26 protein-coding genes are annotated in these 17,520 nt (G+C 70.5%); all 26 read right to left on the bottom strand.

Translation table 11 applies throughout. The annotated features are described in order from the left end of the window. Window positions 1-365: 365 nt before the first annotated feature. Window positions 366-2,795 (bottom strand): helix-turn-helix transcriptional regulator, encoded by a 2,430-nt coding sequence (locus AC24HA_RS06215; RefSeq protein ID WP_425708314.1) that lies wholly within the window; start codon window positions 2,793-2,795, stop codon window positions 366-368. A 226-nt stretch (window positions 2,796-3,021) separates the two neighbouring features. Then, window positions 3,022-3,852: a type I methionyl aminopeptidase gene (gene map, locus AC24HA_RS06210; RefSeq protein WP_425708315.1), complete on the bottom strand. Its 831-nt coding sequence runs from the start codon at window positions 3,850-3,852 to the stop codon at window positions 3,022-3,024. A gap of 10 nt (window positions 3,853-3,862) precedes the next feature. Continuing rightward, the gene (locus AC24HA_RS06205) at window positions 3,863-4,438 is read right to left on the bottom strand and encodes an adenylate kinase (protein ID WP_425708316.1); all 576 of its coding nucleotides are present in this window, start codon (window positions 4,436-4,438) and stop codon (window positions 3,863-3,865) included. Continuing rightward, window positions 4,435-5,721: a preprotein translocase subunit SecY gene (gene secY, locus AC24HA_RS06200; RefSeq protein WP_425708317.1), complete on the bottom strand. Its 1,287-nt coding sequence runs from the start codon at window positions 5,719-5,721 to the stop codon at window positions 4,435-4,437. Before secY ends, AC24HA_RS06205 begins: the two co-directional genes overlap by 4 nt. Before the next feature lie 249 nt (window positions 5,722-5,970). Then, window positions 5,971-6,441, bottom strand: coding sequence for a 50S ribosomal protein L15 (rplO, locus tag AC24HA_RS06195; protein ID WP_425708318.1), 471 nt, complete (start codon window positions 6,439-6,441; stop codon window positions 5,971-5,973). 2 nt (window positions 6,442-6,443) lie between these two features. Then, window positions 6,444-6,626 (bottom strand): 50S ribosomal protein L30, encoded by a 183-nt coding sequence (rpmD, locus tag AC24HA_RS06190; protein WP_425708319.1) that lies wholly within the window; start codon window positions 6,624-6,626, stop codon window positions 6,444-6,446. Next, window positions 6,626-7,336, bottom strand: coding sequence for a 30S ribosomal protein S5 (gene rpsE, locus AC24HA_RS06185; RefSeq protein WP_425708320.1), 711 nt, complete (start codon window positions 7,334-7,336; stop codon window positions 6,626-6,628). Before rpsE ends, rpmD begins: the two co-directional genes overlap by 1 nt. Window positions 7,337-7,365: 29 nt before the next feature. Continuing rightward, on the bottom strand, window positions 7,366-7,737 hold the full coding sequence (gene rplR / locus AC24HA_RS06180) for a 50S ribosomal protein L18 (protein ID WP_425708321.1): 372 nt from the start codon (window positions 7,735-7,737) through the stop codon (window positions 7,366-7,368). A gap of 2 nt (window positions 7,738-7,739) precedes the next feature. Then, complete coding sequence (gene rplF, locus AC24HA_RS06175) at window positions 7,740-8,279, bottom strand: 50S ribosomal protein L6 (protein ID WP_425708322.1); 540 nt, start codon at window positions 8,277-8,279, stop codon at window positions 7,740-7,742. A 19-nt stretch (window positions 8,280-8,298) separates the two neighbouring features. After that, window positions 8,299-8,697 carry a 30S ribosomal protein S8 gene (gene rpsH, locus AC24HA_RS06170; RefSeq protein WP_425708323.1) on the bottom strand — a complete coding sequence of 133 codons (399 nt, stop codon included), beginning with the start codon at window positions 8,695-8,697 and terminating at the stop codon, window positions 8,299-8,301. 58 nt (window positions 8,698-8,755) lie between these two features. Beyond that, a complete protein-coding gene (locus tag AC24HA_RS06165; RefSeq protein ID WP_425708324.1) occupies window positions 8,756-8,941 on the bottom strand; it encodes a type Z 30S ribosomal protein S14 in 186 nt (61 codons plus the stop codon). Between the two features lie 4 nt (window positions 8,942-8,945). Further along, window positions 8,946-9,512 (bottom strand): 50S ribosomal protein L5, encoded by a 567-nt coding sequence (gene rplE / locus AC24HA_RS06160; protein ID WP_425708325.1) that lies wholly within the window; start codon window positions 9,510-9,512, stop codon window positions 8,946-8,948. 1 nt (window position 9,513) lies between these two features. After that, window positions 9,514-9,855, bottom strand: coding sequence for a 50S ribosomal protein L24 (rplX, locus tag AC24HA_RS06155; RefSeq protein WP_425708326.1), 342 nt, complete (start codon window positions 9,853-9,855; stop codon window positions 9,514-9,516). Continuing rightward, on the bottom strand, window positions 9,855-10,223 hold the full coding sequence (gene rplN, locus AC24HA_RS06150; protein ID WP_425708327.1) for a 50S ribosomal protein L14: 369 nt from the start codon (window positions 10,221-10,223) through the stop codon (window positions 9,855-9,857). The genes rplX and rplN overlap by 1 nt, the downstream gene beginning before the upstream one ends. Window positions 10,224-10,305: 82 nt before the next feature. Continuing rightward, on the bottom strand, window positions 10,306-10,602 hold the full coding sequence (gene rpsQ / locus AC24HA_RS06145) for a 30S ribosomal protein S17 (protein WP_425708328.1): 297 nt from the start codon (window positions 10,600-10,602) through the stop codon (window positions 10,306-10,308). Between the two features lie 8 nt (window positions 10,603-10,610). After that, complete coding sequence (gene rpmC, locus AC24HA_RS06140; RefSeq protein ID WP_425708329.1) at window positions 10,611-10,865, bottom strand: 50S ribosomal protein L29; 255 nt, start codon at window positions 10,863-10,865, stop codon at window positions 10,611-10,613. After that, window positions 10,865-11,284, bottom strand: coding sequence for a 50S ribosomal protein L16 (gene rplP / locus AC24HA_RS06135; RefSeq protein WP_425708330.1), 420 nt, complete (start codon window positions 11,282-11,284; stop codon window positions 10,865-10,867). The genes rpmC and rplP overlap by 1 nt, the downstream gene beginning before the upstream one ends. A gap of 2 nt (window positions 11,285-11,286) precedes the next feature. Further along, window positions 11,287-12,081, bottom strand: a complete 795-nt coding sequence (rpsC, locus tag AC24HA_RS06130) for a 30S ribosomal protein S3 (protein WP_425708331.1) — start codon at window positions 12,079-12,081, stop codon at window positions 11,287-11,289. Next, window positions 12,081-12,470, bottom strand: a complete 390-nt coding sequence (gene rplV / locus AC24HA_RS06125; RefSeq protein WP_425708332.1) for a 50S ribosomal protein L22 — start codon at window positions 12,468-12,470, stop codon at window positions 12,081-12,083. Before rplV ends, rpsC begins: the two co-directional genes overlap by 1 nt. Window positions 12,471-12,508: 38 nt before the next feature. After that, window positions 12,509-12,790, bottom strand: coding sequence for a 30S ribosomal protein S19 (rpsS, locus tag AC24HA_RS06120; protein ID WP_425708333.1), 282 nt, complete (start codon window positions 12,788-12,790; stop codon window positions 12,509-12,511). A gap of 19 nt (window positions 12,791-12,809) precedes the next feature. Then, window positions 12,810-13,646 (bottom strand): 50S ribosomal protein L2, encoded by an 837-nt coding sequence (gene rplB / locus AC24HA_RS06115; RefSeq protein WP_425708334.1) that lies wholly within the window; start codon window positions 13,644-13,646, stop codon window positions 12,810-12,812. A gap of 34 nt (window positions 13,647-13,680) precedes the next feature. After that, window positions 13,681-13,986: a 50S ribosomal protein L23 gene (rplW, locus tag AC24HA_RS06110; protein ID WP_425708335.1), complete on the bottom strand. Its 306-nt coding sequence runs from the start codon at window positions 13,984-13,986 to the stop codon at window positions 13,681-13,683. Further along, window positions 13,983-14,627 (bottom strand): 50S ribosomal protein L4, encoded by a 645-nt coding sequence (gene rplD / locus AC24HA_RS06105; protein WP_425708336.1) that lies wholly within the window; start codon window positions 14,625-14,627, stop codon window positions 13,983-13,985. Before rplD ends, rplW begins: the two co-directional genes overlap by 4 nt. 2 nt (window positions 14,628-14,629) lie before the next feature. Continuing rightward, window positions 14,630-15,298: a 50S ribosomal protein L3 gene (gene rplC, locus AC24HA_RS06100; RefSeq protein WP_425708337.1), complete on the bottom strand. Its 669-nt coding sequence runs from the start codon at window positions 15,296-15,298 to the stop codon at window positions 14,630-14,632. Window positions 15,299-15,309: 11 nt separating this feature from the next. Beyond that, the gene (gene rpsJ / locus AC24HA_RS06095) at window positions 15,310-15,618 is read right to left on the bottom strand and encodes a 30S ribosomal protein S10 (protein ID WP_425708338.1); all 309 of its coding nucleotides are present in this window, start codon (window positions 15,616-15,618) and stop codon (window positions 15,310-15,312) included. Between the two features lie 638 nt (window positions 15,619-16,256). Then, window positions 16,257-17,450, bottom strand: a complete 1,194-nt coding sequence (tuf, locus tag AC24HA_RS06090; protein ID WP_425708339.1) for an elongation factor Tu — start codon at window positions 17,448-17,450, stop codon at window positions 16,257-16,259. Between the last annotated feature and the right edge of the window lie 70 nt (window positions 17,451-17,520).

Genomic DNA, 17,520 nt, shown 5'->3' with positions numbered 1-17,520 from the left:
GGACGCGTCCCTCGCGCGCGGACCGCCCGATCGTGGCCCTGGTCCGGGCCCGTACCCGGATCCAATCCGTTCCGACCACGCCTGCGCAGTAGGACGAGCGCCGACACGTGCGCGCTCGGCCTCGAGAAGCGTCCACCCTGCGTCCAGGTGGGGTCCGGGCGGTGTCCAGAGGCACCGTGCCGTGAGCACCCGGGCCGGCAGCGGGCAGGGCACCGAGGCCCCACCTGCAGGCGTGCAGGAGCCCGAGCCGGGTCGCACGCTCGATCGCGGCGGCCCAGCTCCTCCTGCAGGAGCCCGATCCGGGTCACGTCCTACAGGAGCCCGATCCGGGTCACGTCCTACAGGAGCCCGAACCGGGTCACGTCCTACAGGAGCCCGAGCCGGGTCGCACGCTCGATCGCGGCGGCCCGGGTCGTCACCCCGAGCTTGCGGTACAGGGCCGACGTGTGGGTGCGGATGGTCGACGGCGCGACGACGTACGTGCGGGCGATCCCTGGCACGGTGGCCCCCTTGGCGAGCTCGGTGAGGACCTCGAGCTCGCGAGCCGTCAGCCGCACCTTGTCCTCCGGGGCCGGGAACACGCCCCGGTGCTCGTGGAGCAGCGGGACGTCGAGGTCACCGAGGGCGGGCGCGGCCAGCTCGACGATGTCGTGGGCGACGTCGGCCGGCAGCTGGAGGAACGGGCGGACGATACGGTGCTCGACGGCGAGCGCCGCGGCCTCGCGGACCGCCTCGGACAGGACGTAGATCAGTCCCGAGCGCTTCGCCGCGGCGGCACGGCCGAGCCAGAGCTCGAGGGCGTACCGGGGGGCCACCGACTCGTCGATCGTCTCGGTGCGGCGCAGCACCTCGGCCACGTCCCCGCGGGCGAGCAGCAGCCGCGTCGTGACCGGCTCCGTGAGGACCGAGGCGTACGCGCTCGTGTGCGCGGAGTCGATCCAGGACCCTGCCGCCGTGGTGTGACCGAGCGCCAGGCACAGGTCGGCGGCGCAGGCGTGCATGAGGATGCGCGCCACCGGGATCTGCGTGGCCGACCGGGCGACGACGGCGCGCTGCTCGACCTCGGCGAGCATCGGGCCCGCCTCCCCCCGCAGGAGCGCGATGCCGGTGAGGACGAGGACGATCCCGCCCTGGAGCCCGGCGTCCGAGGTCGAGTCGAGCAGCCGCCTCAGGGCGAGAGTCACGTCCTCCTCGCCGTCCGCCGGTCTCCTGGCCACCGGGCCGAGCCGGTCGAGCTCGTCGGCGATCCGGGCGAGCCAGCCGGCGACGAGCACCGACTCGGCCGTCCGGTCGTCCGGGTCCGGCCCGGCGCCCTGTTCCCGGTCCTCGCCGGACGCCGACCCGGCGCCCGGGGTCTGCTCGATGCGCTCCACCCATGCGAGCGCGTCCGCGGTGTTCCCCACGAGCGTCAGCGCGAGGGACAGTCCGGCCGCCACGGCCCGGTCCGAGGCCCACGACGGGGTCCCGGCGTCGGCGCCGGGTCGGAACTTCAGGGCCTGGTGGGCCGCGATGGTGGCCGTGACGCCGTCCGCGGCACGCATCCGCGACACGGCCAGGAGGGCCAGGGTCTTGCGCCAGTCGAGCACGTCGATGCCGCGGGCACCCGCCGCGGGCAGCGGACCCATCGACGACGAGGGCGCGCTCGCCGGGATGCGGGCAGCCATGAACTCGGTCATCCACGACGGCGGGCCGTCGGCGCCGAGGAGCTCGCGCGCCGCGAGCAGCCGCGGGTCGTCGGCCACCTGCGAGTCCGGCGCGCGCGTCGCGACCGCGTGCAGCGCGTCCGGATGGTCACGGACGAGGAGCTCCCACTCGTCGTGCACGACCGTCCGCACGGCCTGCCAGTCGCCCGCCTCCGCCGCCAGGAGCACCACCTCCCGGACGTCCCCCTCCTGGCGCGCCCGCACGAGGAGCCGCTGCGCGACCGACCTCAGATGGTCGGGGTGCTCCTCCCGGAACGCGCGCAGCCCGATGCGCCGGATGCCCGCGGCGAACACGAACGCGTCACCGGCGGGGCGGACGACACCCAGGCCCTCGACCCGGCGCACGACCGAGGTCGCGTCCATGCCGCCGAATAGCTCGTCCGCCACCCAGTCGGTGATCCGCTCGGGAAGCATGAGCCCTGCGTACCCGCCGGAGGTCATCGCGGAGAAGTCGGACATCACGTGGGTCGACAACCGGGTGAGCACGTCGTAGCTCGCGGCACCCGCGCCCCCGGTCACCTCCCCGAACAGGGCCCCACGCACGAGTCCGGGCCAGCCGGCGAAGTCGTCGACCATCCGCTGCGCGCGTTCGGTGGAGAGCTCCACCCCCATGCGCCGGCCGATCTCGACCGTGCGGTCGGCGTCGATCCGCAGGTGCTGGCCGGTGATGATCACCGAGTCGGGGGCGAGCGGCGCGAGCGTGACCAGCGGACGGGAGTCCCGGCTCATGAGCACGAGGTTCGGACCGTCCCAGGCCTCGGCCGTCTCGAGCAGGACGGTGACCGCGTCGGGCTCCAGCTCGCTCAGGCTGTCGAGCACGAGGGTGGGTCGCTCGGTGGGGTCGGTCGCCACCTCGGCCAGCTGGGCGAGGTAGCTCTCCACGTCCGCCCCGGTGATCGCCCGCTCGCCGAGCGACACCCAGTGGACGGGGCCCGTGTGCCCACCGGCCCCGGACAGCCGCGAGGCCATGAGCGAGGTCTTGCCCCAGCCGCGGGGGGCGTGGACGAGCGTGAGCGCGGGCAGCGGGTCGAGCAGTGCCGCCGCCACGGGCGGCATCCGGTATCCGACGGATACACGGGGTATGCCGCTCATCGGCCGGCTCCTGACAGTGGACGGAACGCACCAGGGATCACGGGAGATCCCGCTGCGCGTGCGTGCGACGCGTTGATCTGCACGACGATGCGGCCTCGCATACCAGTACCTCCCGGGGGTGAGGTAGCGACACCGTAGCGCTGCAGGCAACCCGATGGGAAGGAGTGACCGAAGTCGTCACACGATCTGCACCGCGCGTGCGGCGGCGTCGCGCCGTGAGGAGCTGCTACGCGCCCAGCGGGACGACGTCGATCCCGCGCGCGGCCAGCTCGGAGCGCCCGCCGTCCGGTGCCGTGAGCACCCATGCCCCACGCGAGTGGACTGCCACCGTGTGCTCCCAGTGCGCGGCCCGCGAGCCGTCGAGGGTGACGACGGTCCAGTCGTCGTCGAGGATCGTGTTGTCCTGCGCGCCCACCGTCAGGAGCGGCTCGACGCAGACCACGAGGCCCGGTCGGACCGGGTAGCGCGGGGCGCGGACCCGGTGGTTGACGACGTCGGGGGCCATGTGCATGGCAGTGCCGATGCCGTGGCCGATGTAGTCCTGGACCACGTCGTGGGACGTGGCGTGCTCGGCGTCGTACCCCTCGACCTCGTCCCGGACCGCGTGCCCGACGTCGGTGACATGACCACCACGTGCGATCGCCGCCACGCCGGCCCACATCGCCCGCCGCGTGGCCTCCACGAGGTGGGCGTCGCGCTCGACCGGCTCTCCCACCGTCGTCGTGAACGCGGCGTCGGCGTGCCAGCCGTCGACGACGGCGCCGGCGTCGACGGAGACGACGTCACCCGGGGCGAGCGGTCGGTCGTCGGGGATCCCGTGCACCACCCGGTCGTTGACGGACACGCAGATGTGGCGGGGAAAACCGTGGTAGCCCAGGAAGTTCGACCTCGCCCCGTGCTCGTGCAGGACCCGTGCGGCGACGTCGTCGAGGTCCACGGGCGTGACGCCCGGCGAGACGGCCCCGCGGACGGCCTCGTGGATCGCCGCCACGACCAGGCCGGGGGTCCGCATCGACCGGATCTCGTCGTCGGTCTTGTACTCGATCTTCCCGCGCACCCGACGCCCCTCAGCCGGCCGGGGGCAGCGCGGCCAGGAGCCGCTCGGTCACGCTCTCGATGTCCCCCATGCCGTCGACCTGCACGAGCAGACCACGGTCGGCGTAGAGCCGGGCCAGGGGCGCCGTCTGCTCGGCGTACACCTCGAGCCGGCGGCGGATGACGACCTCCGTGTCGTCCGCGCGCCCCTGCTCCTTCGCGCGCTGCAGGAGGCGGCCCACGACCTCGTCGGTCTCGGCGGTGAGCTCGACGACCACATCGAGGCCCGAGCCGTCGGCGCTCAGCATGTCGTCGAGCTCGGCGACCTGGTCCGCGGTGCGGGGGTAGCCGTCGAGCAGGAAGCCGGCCGCCGCGTCCTCCTCCGCGAGCCTGTCGCGGACCATCGCGTTGGTCACCTCGTCGGGGACGTACTCCCCCGCGTCCATGTACCGCTGGGCGCGACGCCCGAGCTCGGTCTTCTGGGCCACGTTCTGCCGGAAGATGTCGCCCGTCGAGATCGCCGGGACGCCGAGCGCGTCCGAGATCCGACCGGCCTGGGTGCCCTTTCCCGCTCCGGGCGGGCCGAGGAGGACGAGTCGTGAGGTCATCGCAGGAACCCTTCGTAGTGGTGCTGCTGGAGCTGGGAGTTGATCTCCTTGACGGTCTGCAGGCCGACGCCGACCACGATGATGATCGAGGTCCCGCCGAACGGCAGCTGGGTGACGTTCATGGCGGCGAGCGCGATGGTCGGGATGAGTGCGACGATCGTGAGGTAGATGGCGCCGACGGTCGTGATGCGAGTGGTGACGTAGCGCAGGTACTCCGCCGTCGGACGACCGGCGCGGATGCCCGGGATGAAGCCACCCGCACGCTTCATGTTGTCCGAGATCTCGTCGGGGTTGAACGTGATCGACGTGTAGAAGAACGCGAAGAACAGGATCATCGCGGCCATGAGGATCATGTAGCCGGCGCTCTGCGGGGAGAAGTTGACCATCACCCACTGGACCCAGCCCTCGTTCGGGTCGCCGAACTGCGAGGCCATCGTCGGCAGCATGAGGATCGAGGACGCGAAGATGACCGGGATGACGTTGGCCATGTTGATCTTCAGCGGGATGTAGGTGGACGAGCCGCCGTAGGTCCGGCGCCCCACCATCCGCTTGGCGTACTGCACGGGGATGCGTCGCTGGCTCTGCTCGACGAACACGATGACGAGGGTGATGACGAGCAGCAGGCCGACGATGAGGGCGAAGCGACCGGCGCCGCCGTCGCCGCGGCCCACCGTGAGCATGGCCGACGGGAACGACGCGGCGATCGAGACGAAGATGAGCAGCGACATGCCGTTGCCGACGCCGCGCTCCGTGATCAGCTCGCCGAACCACATGATGAGGACCGTGCCCGCGGTCAGCGAGATGACGGTGACGAGCAGGGAGACCGGCGAGGTGTCCGGGATCGGGTCGACGGGGCAGCCGGGGAACAGGCCGTTGTTGGCGACGGTGACGATGACGGCGGACTGCAGGACCGCGAGGCCGACCGTGAGGTAGCGCGTGTACTGGGTGAGCTTCGCCTGTCCCGACGAGCCCTCCTTGTGGAGCTCCTCGAACCGCGGGATCACCACGCGCATGAGCTGCGTGATGATGCTGGCGGTGATGTACGGCATGACGCCGAGCGCGAAGACCGACAGCTGCAGCAGGGCCCCTCCGGAGAAGAGGTTGATCATGCCCATGAGGTCGTTCTGCTGCGTCGCACCGAGACACTGCTGCACGTTCGGATAGCTCACGCCGACGGCCGGCACGAACGCACCGATCCGGTAGATCGCGATGATCCCCAGCGTGAACAGCAGCTTGCGCCGTAGGTCCGGAGTCCGGAACGCCTGGAGGAATGCGCTCAGCACCTAGTTCGTCTCCTGATCATGATCGTCGACCGGTTGCGCGAGGGGCGCACGGTCCTCGGCGCACGCGGCGCCTGGGTCACCCTACCTGCCGGTCCGGCAAGGGTCGGAGGGCTGCGCGGCGGGCGGACGTGACGTAGGTCCCGCCGCTGCCCGGATCGCGTCGTCGGGCCCGGTCGCACGGCGGGCCACGGACGGCGGAAGGGCGGCCCGGCTGAGCCGGACCGCCCTTCGGCTACGCGCGGGTGGTGGTCACGCGGTCGTGACCGTACCGCCCGCAGCCTCGATCTTCTGGCGCGCGGACGCCGAGGCCTTGTCGACGCTCAGCGTGAGGGCGACCGACAGCTCGCCGTCGCCGAGCACCTTGACCGGGTGGCCCTTGCGCACCAGGCCCTTGGCCACGAGCTCCTCGACGCCGACCGTGCCGCCCTCGGGGAACTGCTCGCCCAGCGCGTCCAGGTTGACGACCTGGTACTCGACGCGGAACGGGTTCTTGAAGCCCCGCATCTTGGGCAGCCGCATGTGCAGCGGCGTCTGCCCGCCCTCGAAACCGGCGGGCACCTGGTAGCGCGCGCCCGTGCCCTTGGTACCGCGGCCGGCGGTCTTGCCGCCCTTTCCGCTCTCACCACGACCGACTCGCGTGCGTGCGGTCCTGGCGCCGGGTGCCGGGCGCAGGTGGTGGACCTTGATCGGACGCGAGGCGCCCGTCGTCTCCTCCGACATGGTCAGTCGACCTCCTCGACGGCGACGAGGTGCGCCACCGTGCTGATCATCCCGCGGACCTCCGGTCGGTCCTCGCGCACGACCGTGTGGCCGATCCTGCGCAGGCCGAGGCTCCGCAGCGTGTCCTTCTGGGACTGCTTGCCACCGATGGTGGACTTCGTCTGGGTCACCTTGAGCTGGGTCATCAGGCCGACACCCCCGCCACGGCCGCGTCGTTCTCGGCCTTGGCCGCATCGGCGTCCCTGGCCTCGCGGTCCTTGGACTCGCCCTCGGCGCGCGCCCGGAGCATCGCCGCCGGGGCGACGCGCTCGAGCGGAAGCCCACGGCGGGCCGCCACGGACTCGGGCTGCTCGAGGTTCTTCAGCGCCTGCACCGTGGCGTGCACGATGTTGATGGCGTTGGACGAGCCCAGCGACTTGCTGAGGATGTCGTGGATCCCGGCGCAGTCGAGGACGGCGCGGACGGGACCGCCGGCGATGACCCCGGTACCGGGGGCGGCCGGTCGCAGGAAGACGACGCCCGCGGCGTCCTCGCCCTGCACGGTGTGCGGGATCGTGTTGCGGACGCGCGGCACCTTGAAGAAGTTCTTCTTGGCCTCCTCGGTCCCCTTGGCGATCGCCGCGGGCACCTCCTTGGCCTTGCCGTAGCCGACGCCCACGGTGCCGTCGCCGTCGCCCACCACGACGAGCGCGGTGAAGCTGAACCGGCGGCCGCCCTTGACGACCTTCGACACGCGGTTGATGGTCACCACGCGCTCGATGTACTGGCTCTTCTCCTCGCGACGGTTGTCGCGCCCACCCCGGCGGTCGCCGCGACCGCGGCGGTCCTCACGGCCCTCCGTGGAACCGCCCGTCGTGGCCGAGCCGGAGCTTCGGTCTCGCTGCTGTGCAGCCATATGTCTCTCCTTGAGCTCTCTACTCGGGGTCAGAGTTCCAGGCCGGCGTCGCGGGCACCGTCGGCGACGGCGGCCACGCGGCCGTGGTACTGGTTGCCGCCGCGGTCGAAGACCGCGGCCGTGACGCCCTTGGCCCTGGCACGCTCGGCCACGAGACGGCCGACCGTCCTGGCCTTCTCGACCTTCTCCGTCTCGGCGGAGCGCAGGTCGGCCTCGAGCGTGGACGCCGAGGCCAGCGTGACACCGGCCGTGTCGTCCACCAGCTGCGCGACCATGTGGCGCGAGCTGCGGGTGACGACGAGGCGCGGACGGGTGGCCGTGCCCTGCACGCGCTTGCGCACGCGCAGGTGGCGACGGGAGCGGGCGACCCGACGCCCCTTGCCCTTGATCGTGATCGCCATCGTTACTTACCAGCCTTTCCGACCTTGCGGCGGACCTGCTCGCCCTCGTACCGCACGCCCTTGCCCTTGTACGGCTCGGGGCGGCGGATCTTGCGGATGTTCGCGGCGGTCTCGCCGACGAGCTGCTTGTCGATGCCCGAGACCTTGATCTTGGTGGGCGACTCGACGGTGAACGTGATGCCCTCCGGCGGGGACACGACCACGGGGTGCGAGAACCCGAGGGCGAACTCGAGGTCCGAGCCCTTGGCGACGACACGGAAGCCCGTGCCGACGATCTCGAGGCCCTTGGTGTATCCGTCGGTCACGCCGGTCACCATGTTGGAGATCAGCGTGCGGGTCAGGCCGTGCAGCGAGCGCGACTCGCGCTCGTCGTCCGGACGCGAGACGACGATCGCGCCGTCGTCGTCGCGGGCGACGGTGATGGGCTCCTTGACCGTGTGCGACAGGGCGCCCTTGGGGCCCTTGACGGACACGGCGGCTCCGTCGATGGTGACGTCCACGCCCGTGGGCACGGCGACCGGGTACTTTCCGATGCGGCTCATACTGTCTCTTCCTTCCCGATCACCAGACGTAGGCGAGGACTTCCCCGCCCACGCCCTTGTCGCCGGCCTCGCGGTCCGTCAGCAGACCGGAGGAGGTGGACAGGATCGCCACACCGAGGCCGCCCAGCACGCGCGGCAGGTTCGTGGACTTCGCGTAGACGCGGAGCCCGGGCTTGGACACGCGCCGGACGCCCGCGAGCGAGCGCTCACGGTTGGGGCCGAACTTCAGGGCGAGCACGAGGGTCTTGCCGACCTCGGCGTCCTCGACCGTCGACCCGGCGATGTAGCCCTCGGCCTGCAGGATCTCGGCGATCGCGGCCTTGAGCTTCGAATAGGGCATGGACACCGACTCGTGGTAGGCCGAGTTGGCGTTGCGCAGACGCGTGAGCATGTCTGCGATGGGATCGGTCATCGTCATGGTGGGCAGCAGCCCTTCCTCGTCGCGGTTTCCGTCTCGGACCTGCGACGTCAGTGAATTACCAGCTGGACTTGGTGACGCCGGGGAGCTGGCCGGCAAGGGCCATCTCGCGCAGGCAGACGCGGCACAGGCCGAACTTGCGGTACACGGAGTGCGGACGTCCGCAGCGCTGGCACCGGGTGTAGGCACGCACCTTGAACTTCGGGGTGCGGGCGGCCTTCTGCTTGAGAGCGGTCTTGGCCACGGGATCAGTCCTCCTTGAAGGGGAAGCCGAGGCGCTTGAGCAGCGAGCGCCCCTGGTCGTCGTTGATGGCGGACGTGACCACGGTGATGTCCATGCCGCGGACCCGGTCGATGGCGTCCTGGTCGATCTCGTGGAACATCGACTGCTCGTTGAGACCGAAGGTGTAGTTGCCGTTCCGGTCGAACTGCTTGGGGCTCAGGCCCCGGAAGTCGCGGATACGCGGCAGCGCGATGGACAGCAGGCGGTCGAGGAACTCCCACATGCGGTCGCCGCGCAGCGTGACGTGCGCGCCGATCGGCATGCCCTCGCGCAGCTTGAACTGCGCGATCGAGCGCCGCGCCTTCGTCACCTGGGGCTTCTGACCGGTGATGAGGGTGAGGTCGCGGACCGCACCCTCGATGAGCTTGGAGTCGCGTGCCGCGTCACCGACACCCATGTTCACGACGACCTTGACGAGGCCCGGAATCTGGCTGACGTTCTCGTACCCGAACTCCTCGAGGAGCCCCGCCTTGACCTCGGAGCGGTACTGCTCCTTGAGGCGCGGGGGGACGACGGTGGTGGTCTCGGTCATGTCAGACGTCCTTACCGGAGCGCTTGGCCACGCGGACCCGCACGTCGCGGGTCCGTCCGTCGCGCTCCACCTGCTCGGTGCGGTACCCCACGCGGGTGCCCTTCTTGGTCTCCGGGTCCACCAGCATCACGTTGCTCACGTGGATCGGGGCCTCGATCGTCTCGATGCCGCCGCTGGTGCCGCCGGAGGAGGACTGGCCGACCTTGGTGTGCCGGGTGACGCGCTGGACACCCTCGACGATCAGGCGGTCCTTCGCGACGTCGACCTTGAGCACACGGCCCTGCTTGCCCTTGTCACGACCGGCGATGACGACCACCAGGTCGCCCTTCTTGATCTTCGCCATCACAGCACCTCCGGCGCCAGGGAAATGATTCGCATGTACTTCTTGTCGCGCAGCTCGCGGCCGACCGGGCCGAAGATGCGGGTGCCCCGCGGGTCGCCGTCGGCCTTGAGGATGACGGCCGCGTTCTCGTCGAAGCGGATGTAGCTGCCGTCGGGGCGGCGGCGCTCCTTGCGGGTGCGGACGATGACCGCCTTGACGATGTCGCCCTTCTTCACGTTGCCGCCAGGGATCGCGTCCTTGACGGTGGCGACGATGACGTCGCCGATGCCGGCGTAGCGTCGGCCCGAGCCACCGAGCACACGGATGCAGAGGATCTCCTTCGCACCCGTGTTGTCGGCGACCTTGAGCCGCGACTCCTGCTGGATCATTCTTTACTCCTGTCGTCGTGCCGGTTCTCGCCGGCGGGCGAGCCTGGCCGAACGGATGTGATGGTGGGTCGAGCTGCCCGCGTCAGCGGGCCTTCTCGATGATCTCGGTGACGCGGTAGCGCTTGGTGGCGGACATCGGCCGGGTCTCCATGATCCGGACCAGGTCGCCGACGCCGACCTCGTTGTTCTCGTCGTGCGCCTTCACCCGCTCGGAGCGGCGCAGGACCTTGCCGTAGAGCGCGTGCTTGACGCGGTCCTCGACCTCGACGACGACGGTCTTGTCCATCTTGTCCGACACGACGTAGCCGCGACGGGACTTGCGGTAGTTGCGCTCGTCCGTCGTCGTCGCCGTGGTGGCGGCGCTGGGGTTCTCGCTCATGTCGTCCTTCACTTCTTCTTCGTGGTCTCGGCCGGGGCGGGCGCGGTGCGCAGCCCGAGCTCGCGCTCACGCGCGATCGTGTAGATGCGCGCGATGTCCCGCTTGACCGCCTTGAGCCGCCCGTGGTCCTCGAGCTGGCCCGTGGCCGAGGAGAACCGGAGGTTGAACAGCTCGGTCTTGGCCTCCGCCAGCTTTTCGGCGAGCACGGAGTCGTCCATCTCGTCGAGCTCGATCGGCGTCAGACCCTTCGATCCGATGGCCATCAGCCCTCACCACCTTCACGCACGACGAATCGCGTCTTCATCGGGAGCTTGTGCTGCGCACGGGACAGGGCCTCGCGGGCCAGGTCCTCGGGGACGCCGGCGAGCTCGAACATCACTCGACCCGGCTTGACGTTGGACACCCACCACTCGACGGAGCCCTTGCCGGAACCCATGCGGGTCTCGGCCGGCTTCTTCGTCAGCGGGCGGTCCGGGAAGATGTTCACCCACACCTTGCCGCCACGCTTGACGTGACGGGTCATGGCGATACGGGCCGCCTCGATCTGCCTGTTGGTGACGTAGGCGTGCTCGAGCGCCTGGATGCCGTAGTCGCCGAACGAGATGGTGGTGCCACCCGTCGCCATTCCCCGGCGTCCGGGGTGGTGCTGCTTGCGGTGCTTGGTCCGCCTGGGGATGAGCATGCTCAGGCCTCCGTCGTGGGCGTAGCGGGCGCCGCGGGGGCGCCCTCGGTGGCGGCCGGGGCCGGCCGCGAGTCCCGACGCGGACCACGGCCACCGCCGCGTCCCTGGCGGGGACCGCGCTGGGAGCCGGCGTCGGCCTCCTGACGGGCGTACTCCTTCTCGGTGACGTCGCCCTTGTAGATCCAGACCTTGACGCCGATGCGGCCGAAGGTCGTGCGGGCCTCGAAGAAGCCGTAGTCGATGTTCGCGCGCAGGGTGTGCAGCGGCACGCGGCCCTCGCGGTAGAACTCCGAGCGGGACATCTCGGCGCCGCCGAGGCGTCCGCCGCACTGCACGCGGATGCCCTTGGCGCCGGCGCGCTGCGCGGACTGCATGCCCTTGCGCATGGCGCGGCGGAACGAGACACGCGAGGCGAGCTGCTCGGCGATGCCCTGGGCGACCAGCTGCGCGTCCATCTCGGGGTTCTTCACCTCGAGGATGTTGAGCTGGACCTGCTTGCCCGTGAGCTTCTCGAGGTCGCCGCGCAGGCGGTCGGCCTCGGCGCCGCGGCGGCCGATGACGATGCCCGGACGCGCGGTGTGCAGGTCGATGCGCACGCGGTCACGGGTGCGCTCGATGTCCACCTTGGAGATGCCGGCGCGCTCGAGGCCCTTCGACATGAGCTTGCGCACCTCGACGTCCTCGCGGACGTAGTCGCGGTAGCGCTGCCCCTCCTTGGTGGAGTCGGCGAACCACCGCGAACGGTGGTCGGTGGTGATGCCGAGCCGGAAACCGGTCGGGTTGACCTTCTGACCCACTAGTTGGTCCCTCCCTTGCTTCCGGCGCCCGCGGGCACCTCGGACTCGTCGCCGACGACGACGGTGATGTGGCTCGTCCGCTTGAGGATCCGAGCGGCACGCCCCTGGGCGCGCGGCCGGAACCGCTTCATCGTCGGACCCTCGTCGACGTACGCCTCGAGGACGCGGAGCTCGCTCGCGTCGAAGCGCTCGCCGTCGCGGTCGGCCATCACACGTGCGTTGGCCATCGCGGACTCGAGCACCTTGCGGACGGTCTCCGCCGCCGCCTGGGGGGCGAACCGGAGCACGTCCACGGCCTCCTCGGCGCGCTTGCCGCGGACGACGTCCACGATCCGGCGTGCCTTCATGGGCGTCACGCGAACGAATCGCGCCTGCGCCTTGGCTTCCATGTCTCTGCCTTACCTCTGCTGGTCGTCGGGCGCGCGCCTCAGCGGCGGCGGCCCTTCCGGTCGTCCTTGTCGTGCCCGCGGTAGGTGCGCGTCGGGGCGAACTCCCCGAGCTTGTGACCGACCATCGCCTCGGTGACGAACACCGGGACGTGCTTGCGGCCGTCGTGCACGGCGAAGGTGTGGCCCAGGAAGTCGGGCGTGATGACCGACCGGCGGGACCAGGTCTTGATGACGTTCTTGGCGCCCTTCTCGTTGGCGACGTCCACCTTCTTCTGCAGGTGGTCGTCGACGAAGGGGCCCTTCTTCAGGCTGCGTGGCATCTCGTCAGTGCTCCTTGGCTCAGCGCTTCTTGCCGGTCCGGCGACGACGCACGATCAGCTTGTCGCTGGGCTTGTTGGGACGGCGGGTGCGACCCTCCGGCTTGCCCCACGGGCTCACCGGGTGGCGACCACCGGAGGTCTTGCCCTCACCACCACCGTGCGGGTGGTCGACGGGGTTCATGACGACACCGCGGACGGTGGGACGCTTGCCCTTCCAGCGCATGCGGCCGGCCTTGCCCCAGCTGATGTTGGACTGCTCGGCGTTGCCGACCTCCCCGATCGTGGCGCGGCAGCGGATGTCGACCTGACGGATCTCGCCGGACGGCATGCGCAGCGAGGCGTAGATCCCCTCCTTGGCGAGCAGCTGGACCGACGAGCCGGCCGAGCGCGCGATCTTCGCGCCGCCGCCGGGGCGGAGCTCGATCGCGTGCACCGTGGTGCCGACCGGGATGTTGCGCAGCTGCATGGAGCTGCCGGGCTTGATGTCCGCGCCCGGGCCCGACTCGACGAGGTCGCCCTGCGACAGGCGGGTCGGCGCGAGGATGTAGCGCTTGTCGCCGTCCGCGTAGTGGAGCAGCGCGATGCGCGCCGTCCGGTTCGGGTCGTACTCGATGTGCGCGACCTTGGCGGGCACGCCGTCCTTGTCGTGGCGACGGAAGTCGATGACCCGGTAGGCGCGCTTGTGGCCGCCACCCTTGTGCCGGGTGGTGATCTTGCCCGAGGAGTTGCGTCCCCCGGACTTGCTCAGCGGGCGGACGAGCGACTTCTCCGGAGTGGAGCGCGTGATCTCGACGAAGTCGGCCACGCTGGAGCCGCGACGGCCCGGCGTGGTCGGCTTGTACTTACGGATTCCCATGTTCTGGTTCCCTCGATCCCAATCCGACCGGCGGTCAGCCGGCCACCTCACCGAAGATGTCGATGGTCCCGGACCGCAGGGTGACGATGGCGCGCTTGGTGTCCTTGCGCTTGCCCGTGCCGGTCCGCGTCCGGCGCGTCTTGCCCTTGCGGTTGATCGTGTTGACCGCGCTGACCTTCACGTCGAAGATCTGCTCGATCGCCTGCTTGATCTCGGTCTTGTTCGAGCGGGGGTCCACCTCGAAGGTGTACTTCCCCTGGTCGATGAGGTTGTAGCTCTTCTCCGACACGATGGGCCGGACGATGATGTCGCGCGGGTTCTTGACGGTCTCGAGGCTCACTTCGACTCCTCCTCGTCCGCGCGCCCGCCGACGAGGACGTCGAGTGCCGCGGAGGTGAACACGACGTCGTCGTTGACGAGGACGTCGTACGTGTTGAGCTGGTCGACCCACAGCACGTGGACCTCGGCGAGGTTGCGCACGGAGAGCGCGGCGACCTCGTCGGAGCGCGTGAGCACCACGAGGGCGCGACGCGTGCCGGTCAGGCCGGCGATGGTGGCTCGCGCGGCGGAGGTCGACGGGGTGTCGCCCTCGACGAGCGAGGAGACCACGTGGACGCGGCCGGCACGGGCGCGGTCGGACAGGGCGCCGCGCAGGGCGGCGGCCTTCATCTTCTTCGGGGTGCGCTGGCTGTAGTCGCGCGGCTGCGGGCCGTGGACGACGCCACCGCCGGCGAACTGCGGCGCGCGGATCGAACCCTGGCGGGCGCGACCGGTGCCCTTCTGCTTGTAGGGCTTCTTGCCACCGCCGCGGACGTCGCCGCGGGTCTTGGTGGCGTGCGTGCCCTGGCGGGCCGCCGCGAGCTGGGCGACGACGACCTGGTGCATGAGGGCCGTGTTGGCCTGGACGTCGAAGACCTCGGCCGGGAGGTCCGCGGTGCCGGTCTTCTTGCCGGTGGCGTCGTGGACGTCGATCGCGGTCATGGTCAGGCCCCCTTCGCGGCGGAGCGGACGACGACGAGGCCGCCCTTCGGGCCGGGGACCGCGCCGGCGATGAGCAGCACGCCGTGCTCGAGGTCCACGGCGTGGACGGTGAGGTTCTGGACGGTGCGACGGGCGACACCCATGCGGCCGGCCATCTTCTGGCCGCGGAACACGCGGCCGGGTGTCGCGGCACCGCCGATCGAGCCGGGCTTGCGGTGGTTGCGGTGCGCACCGTGCGAGGCGGAGACACCGGCGAAGCCGTGCCGCTTCATGACGCCGGCGAGGCCCTTGCCCTTGGTGGTGCCGACGACGTCGACGCGCTGGCCGGTCTCGAAGGTGGAGCCGTCGAGCTCCTGACCGACCGTGTACTCCTCGGCGTCGGCCGTGCGGAGCTCGGTGACGTGGCGGCGCGGGGTGACGCCGGCGGCGTCGAAGCGCTTGCGCAGCGGCTGGGTCACGCGTCGCGGGTCGATCTCGCCGTACGCGATCTGGACGGCGGTGTAGCCGTCGCGCTCCGGCGTGCGGATCTGGGTCACGACGTTGGTGTCCACCTTGACGGCGGTCACGGGGACGAGGAGCCCGTCCTCGTCCCACACCTGGGTCATGCCGAGCTTGGTGCCGAGGAGACCCTTGACGGTGGCCCCGGCGGTCTGCTGGGAAGTGGTGGTCATGGCGTCGGTCCTCAGAGCTTGATCTCGATGTTGACGTCCGCGGGCAGGTCGAGACGCATGAGCGAGTCGACGGCCTTCGGCGTCGGGTCGATGATGTCGATGAGCCGCTTGTGCGTGCGCATCTCGAAGTGGTCGCGGCTGTCCTTGTACTTGTGGGGCGACCGAATGACGACGAAGACGTTCTTCTCCGTCGGCAGCGGCACCGGGCCCACGACCGTCGCACCAGCGCGCGTCACCGTGTCGACGATCTTGCGCGCCGAGCTGTCGATGACCTCGTGGTCGTAGGACTTGAGCCGGATGCGGATCTTCTGTCCCGCCATGGCGTCGTCATACCTCTCTCGTACCCTTGCTTCGGCCGACCCCCGCGCCCGGGCGTGTCGCGTTCTGCGCACGTCCGGCCCGAGCGACCCTTGTGGGCCTGACCGTTGGATGCTTGCCGTCGCGGGCCTCCCGCCCACGCCCCGCCCCCACGAACGATGTCCGTGACGGCCGGCCTGCGGCTGACCGGGCTGACCCGGGCTCCGCAACGTCTGCCCGCCGCTGGTTGGAGTGCCTGCGGCGGTCGGCACGCGCACGAGCGCGCACCGGTGTCCGGCCGTCAACGTTACCAGCGCCGACCCGCAGGTCGGAAGCCCGGGCGGGTGCTCGGCCGTGTGAGGCTCCGCACCCGGTGCGCCGGCGGCGGCCCTGCGGCGCCGATCCCCCGTGGCCCACCTCGCCCGGTGCGCGTCGAGGTGGACCCGTGGCCCTCGACCTGGACCGTGCCGCGGTCCAGCTCGGCAGAGCGCGGTCCGGCTCGGCAGCCATCGGTCCAGCTCGGCAGAGCGCGGTCCAACTCGGCAGCGTGCGGTCCAGGCCGCGCCTCCACCGTCCGCGCACGCTCTGCGGGCATGCGGAAGGGCCCGCCACCCGGAGGGGTGGCGGGCCCTGCCCTGCTACCGGCGCGTGCCGGCTGCGATCACTTGAGGATCTTGACGACCCGGCCCGAGCCGACGGTGCGGCCACCCTCGCGGATGGCGAAGCCGAGGCCCTCCTCCATGGCGATGGGCTGGATGAGGTCGACCGTCATCTCCGTGTTGTCGCCGGGCATGACCATCTCGGTGCCCTCGGGCAGCTGGATGACGCCGGTGACGTCGGTGGTGCGGAAGTAGAACTGCGGGCGGTAGTTCGAGTAGAAGGGGTTGTGACGACCACCCTCGTCCTTGCCCAGGATGTAGACCTGCGCCTCGAACTGCGTGTGCGGCGTGATCGACCCGGGCTTGCAGACGACCTGGCCACGCTCGACGTCCTCGCGCTTGGTGCCGCGCAGGAGGAGGCCGACGTTCTCGCCGGCGTCGGCGGTGTCGAGCAGCTTGCGGAACATCTCGATGCCCGTGACCGTCGTGGTCTGCTTCTGCTCCTGGATGCCGACGATCTCGACGTCCTCGTTGACCTTGAGCTGGCCACGCTCGACACGACCGGTGACGACCGTGCCACGACCGGTGATCGTGAAGACGTCCTCGATCGGCATGAGGAAGGGCTTCTCGATGTCACGGACCGGGTCCGGGACGTTCTCGTCGACGGCGGCCATGAGGTCCTGCACCGACTTGACCCACTGCTCGTCACCCTCGAGCGCCTTGAGCGCCGAGACGCGCACCACGGGGGCGTCGTCGCCGGGGAACTCCTGGTCCGTGAGGAGCTCGCGGACCTCCATCTCGACGAGCTCGAGGAGGTCCTCGTCGTCGACCATGTCGGACTTGTTGAGCGCCACGAGGAGGTAGGGCACGCCGACCTGACGGGCGAGCAGCACGTGCTCGCGGGTCTGGGCCATCGGGCCGTCGGTCGCCGCGACCACGAGGATCGCGCCGTCCATCTGCGCAGCACCGGTGATCATGTTCTTCACGTAGTCGGCGTGACCAGGGGCGTCGACGTGCGCGTAGTGGCGCTTCTCCGTCTGGTACTCGACGTGGGAGACGTTGATCGTGATGCCGCGCTGACGCTCCTCGGGAGCGTTGTCGACCTGATCGAACGGCGTGAAGTCGTTGAGGTCGGGGTACTGGTCCGCCAGAACCTTCGAGATCGCCGCGGTCAGCGTCGTCTTGCCGTGGTCGACGTGACCGATCGTGCCGATGTTGACGTGCGGCTTGGTCCGCTCGAACTTGGCCTTAGCCACTGTGGTGTCCTCCTGGGACTCGGGTAGTTGTCTGTCTGGCGAGAACCGGATGCCCACGCCAGGGGCAGAT

The sequence above is a fragment of the Georgenia sp. Z1491 genome (assembly GCF_057652395.1).
This window is presented reverse-complemented; position numbering and strand designations above follow the sequence as displayed.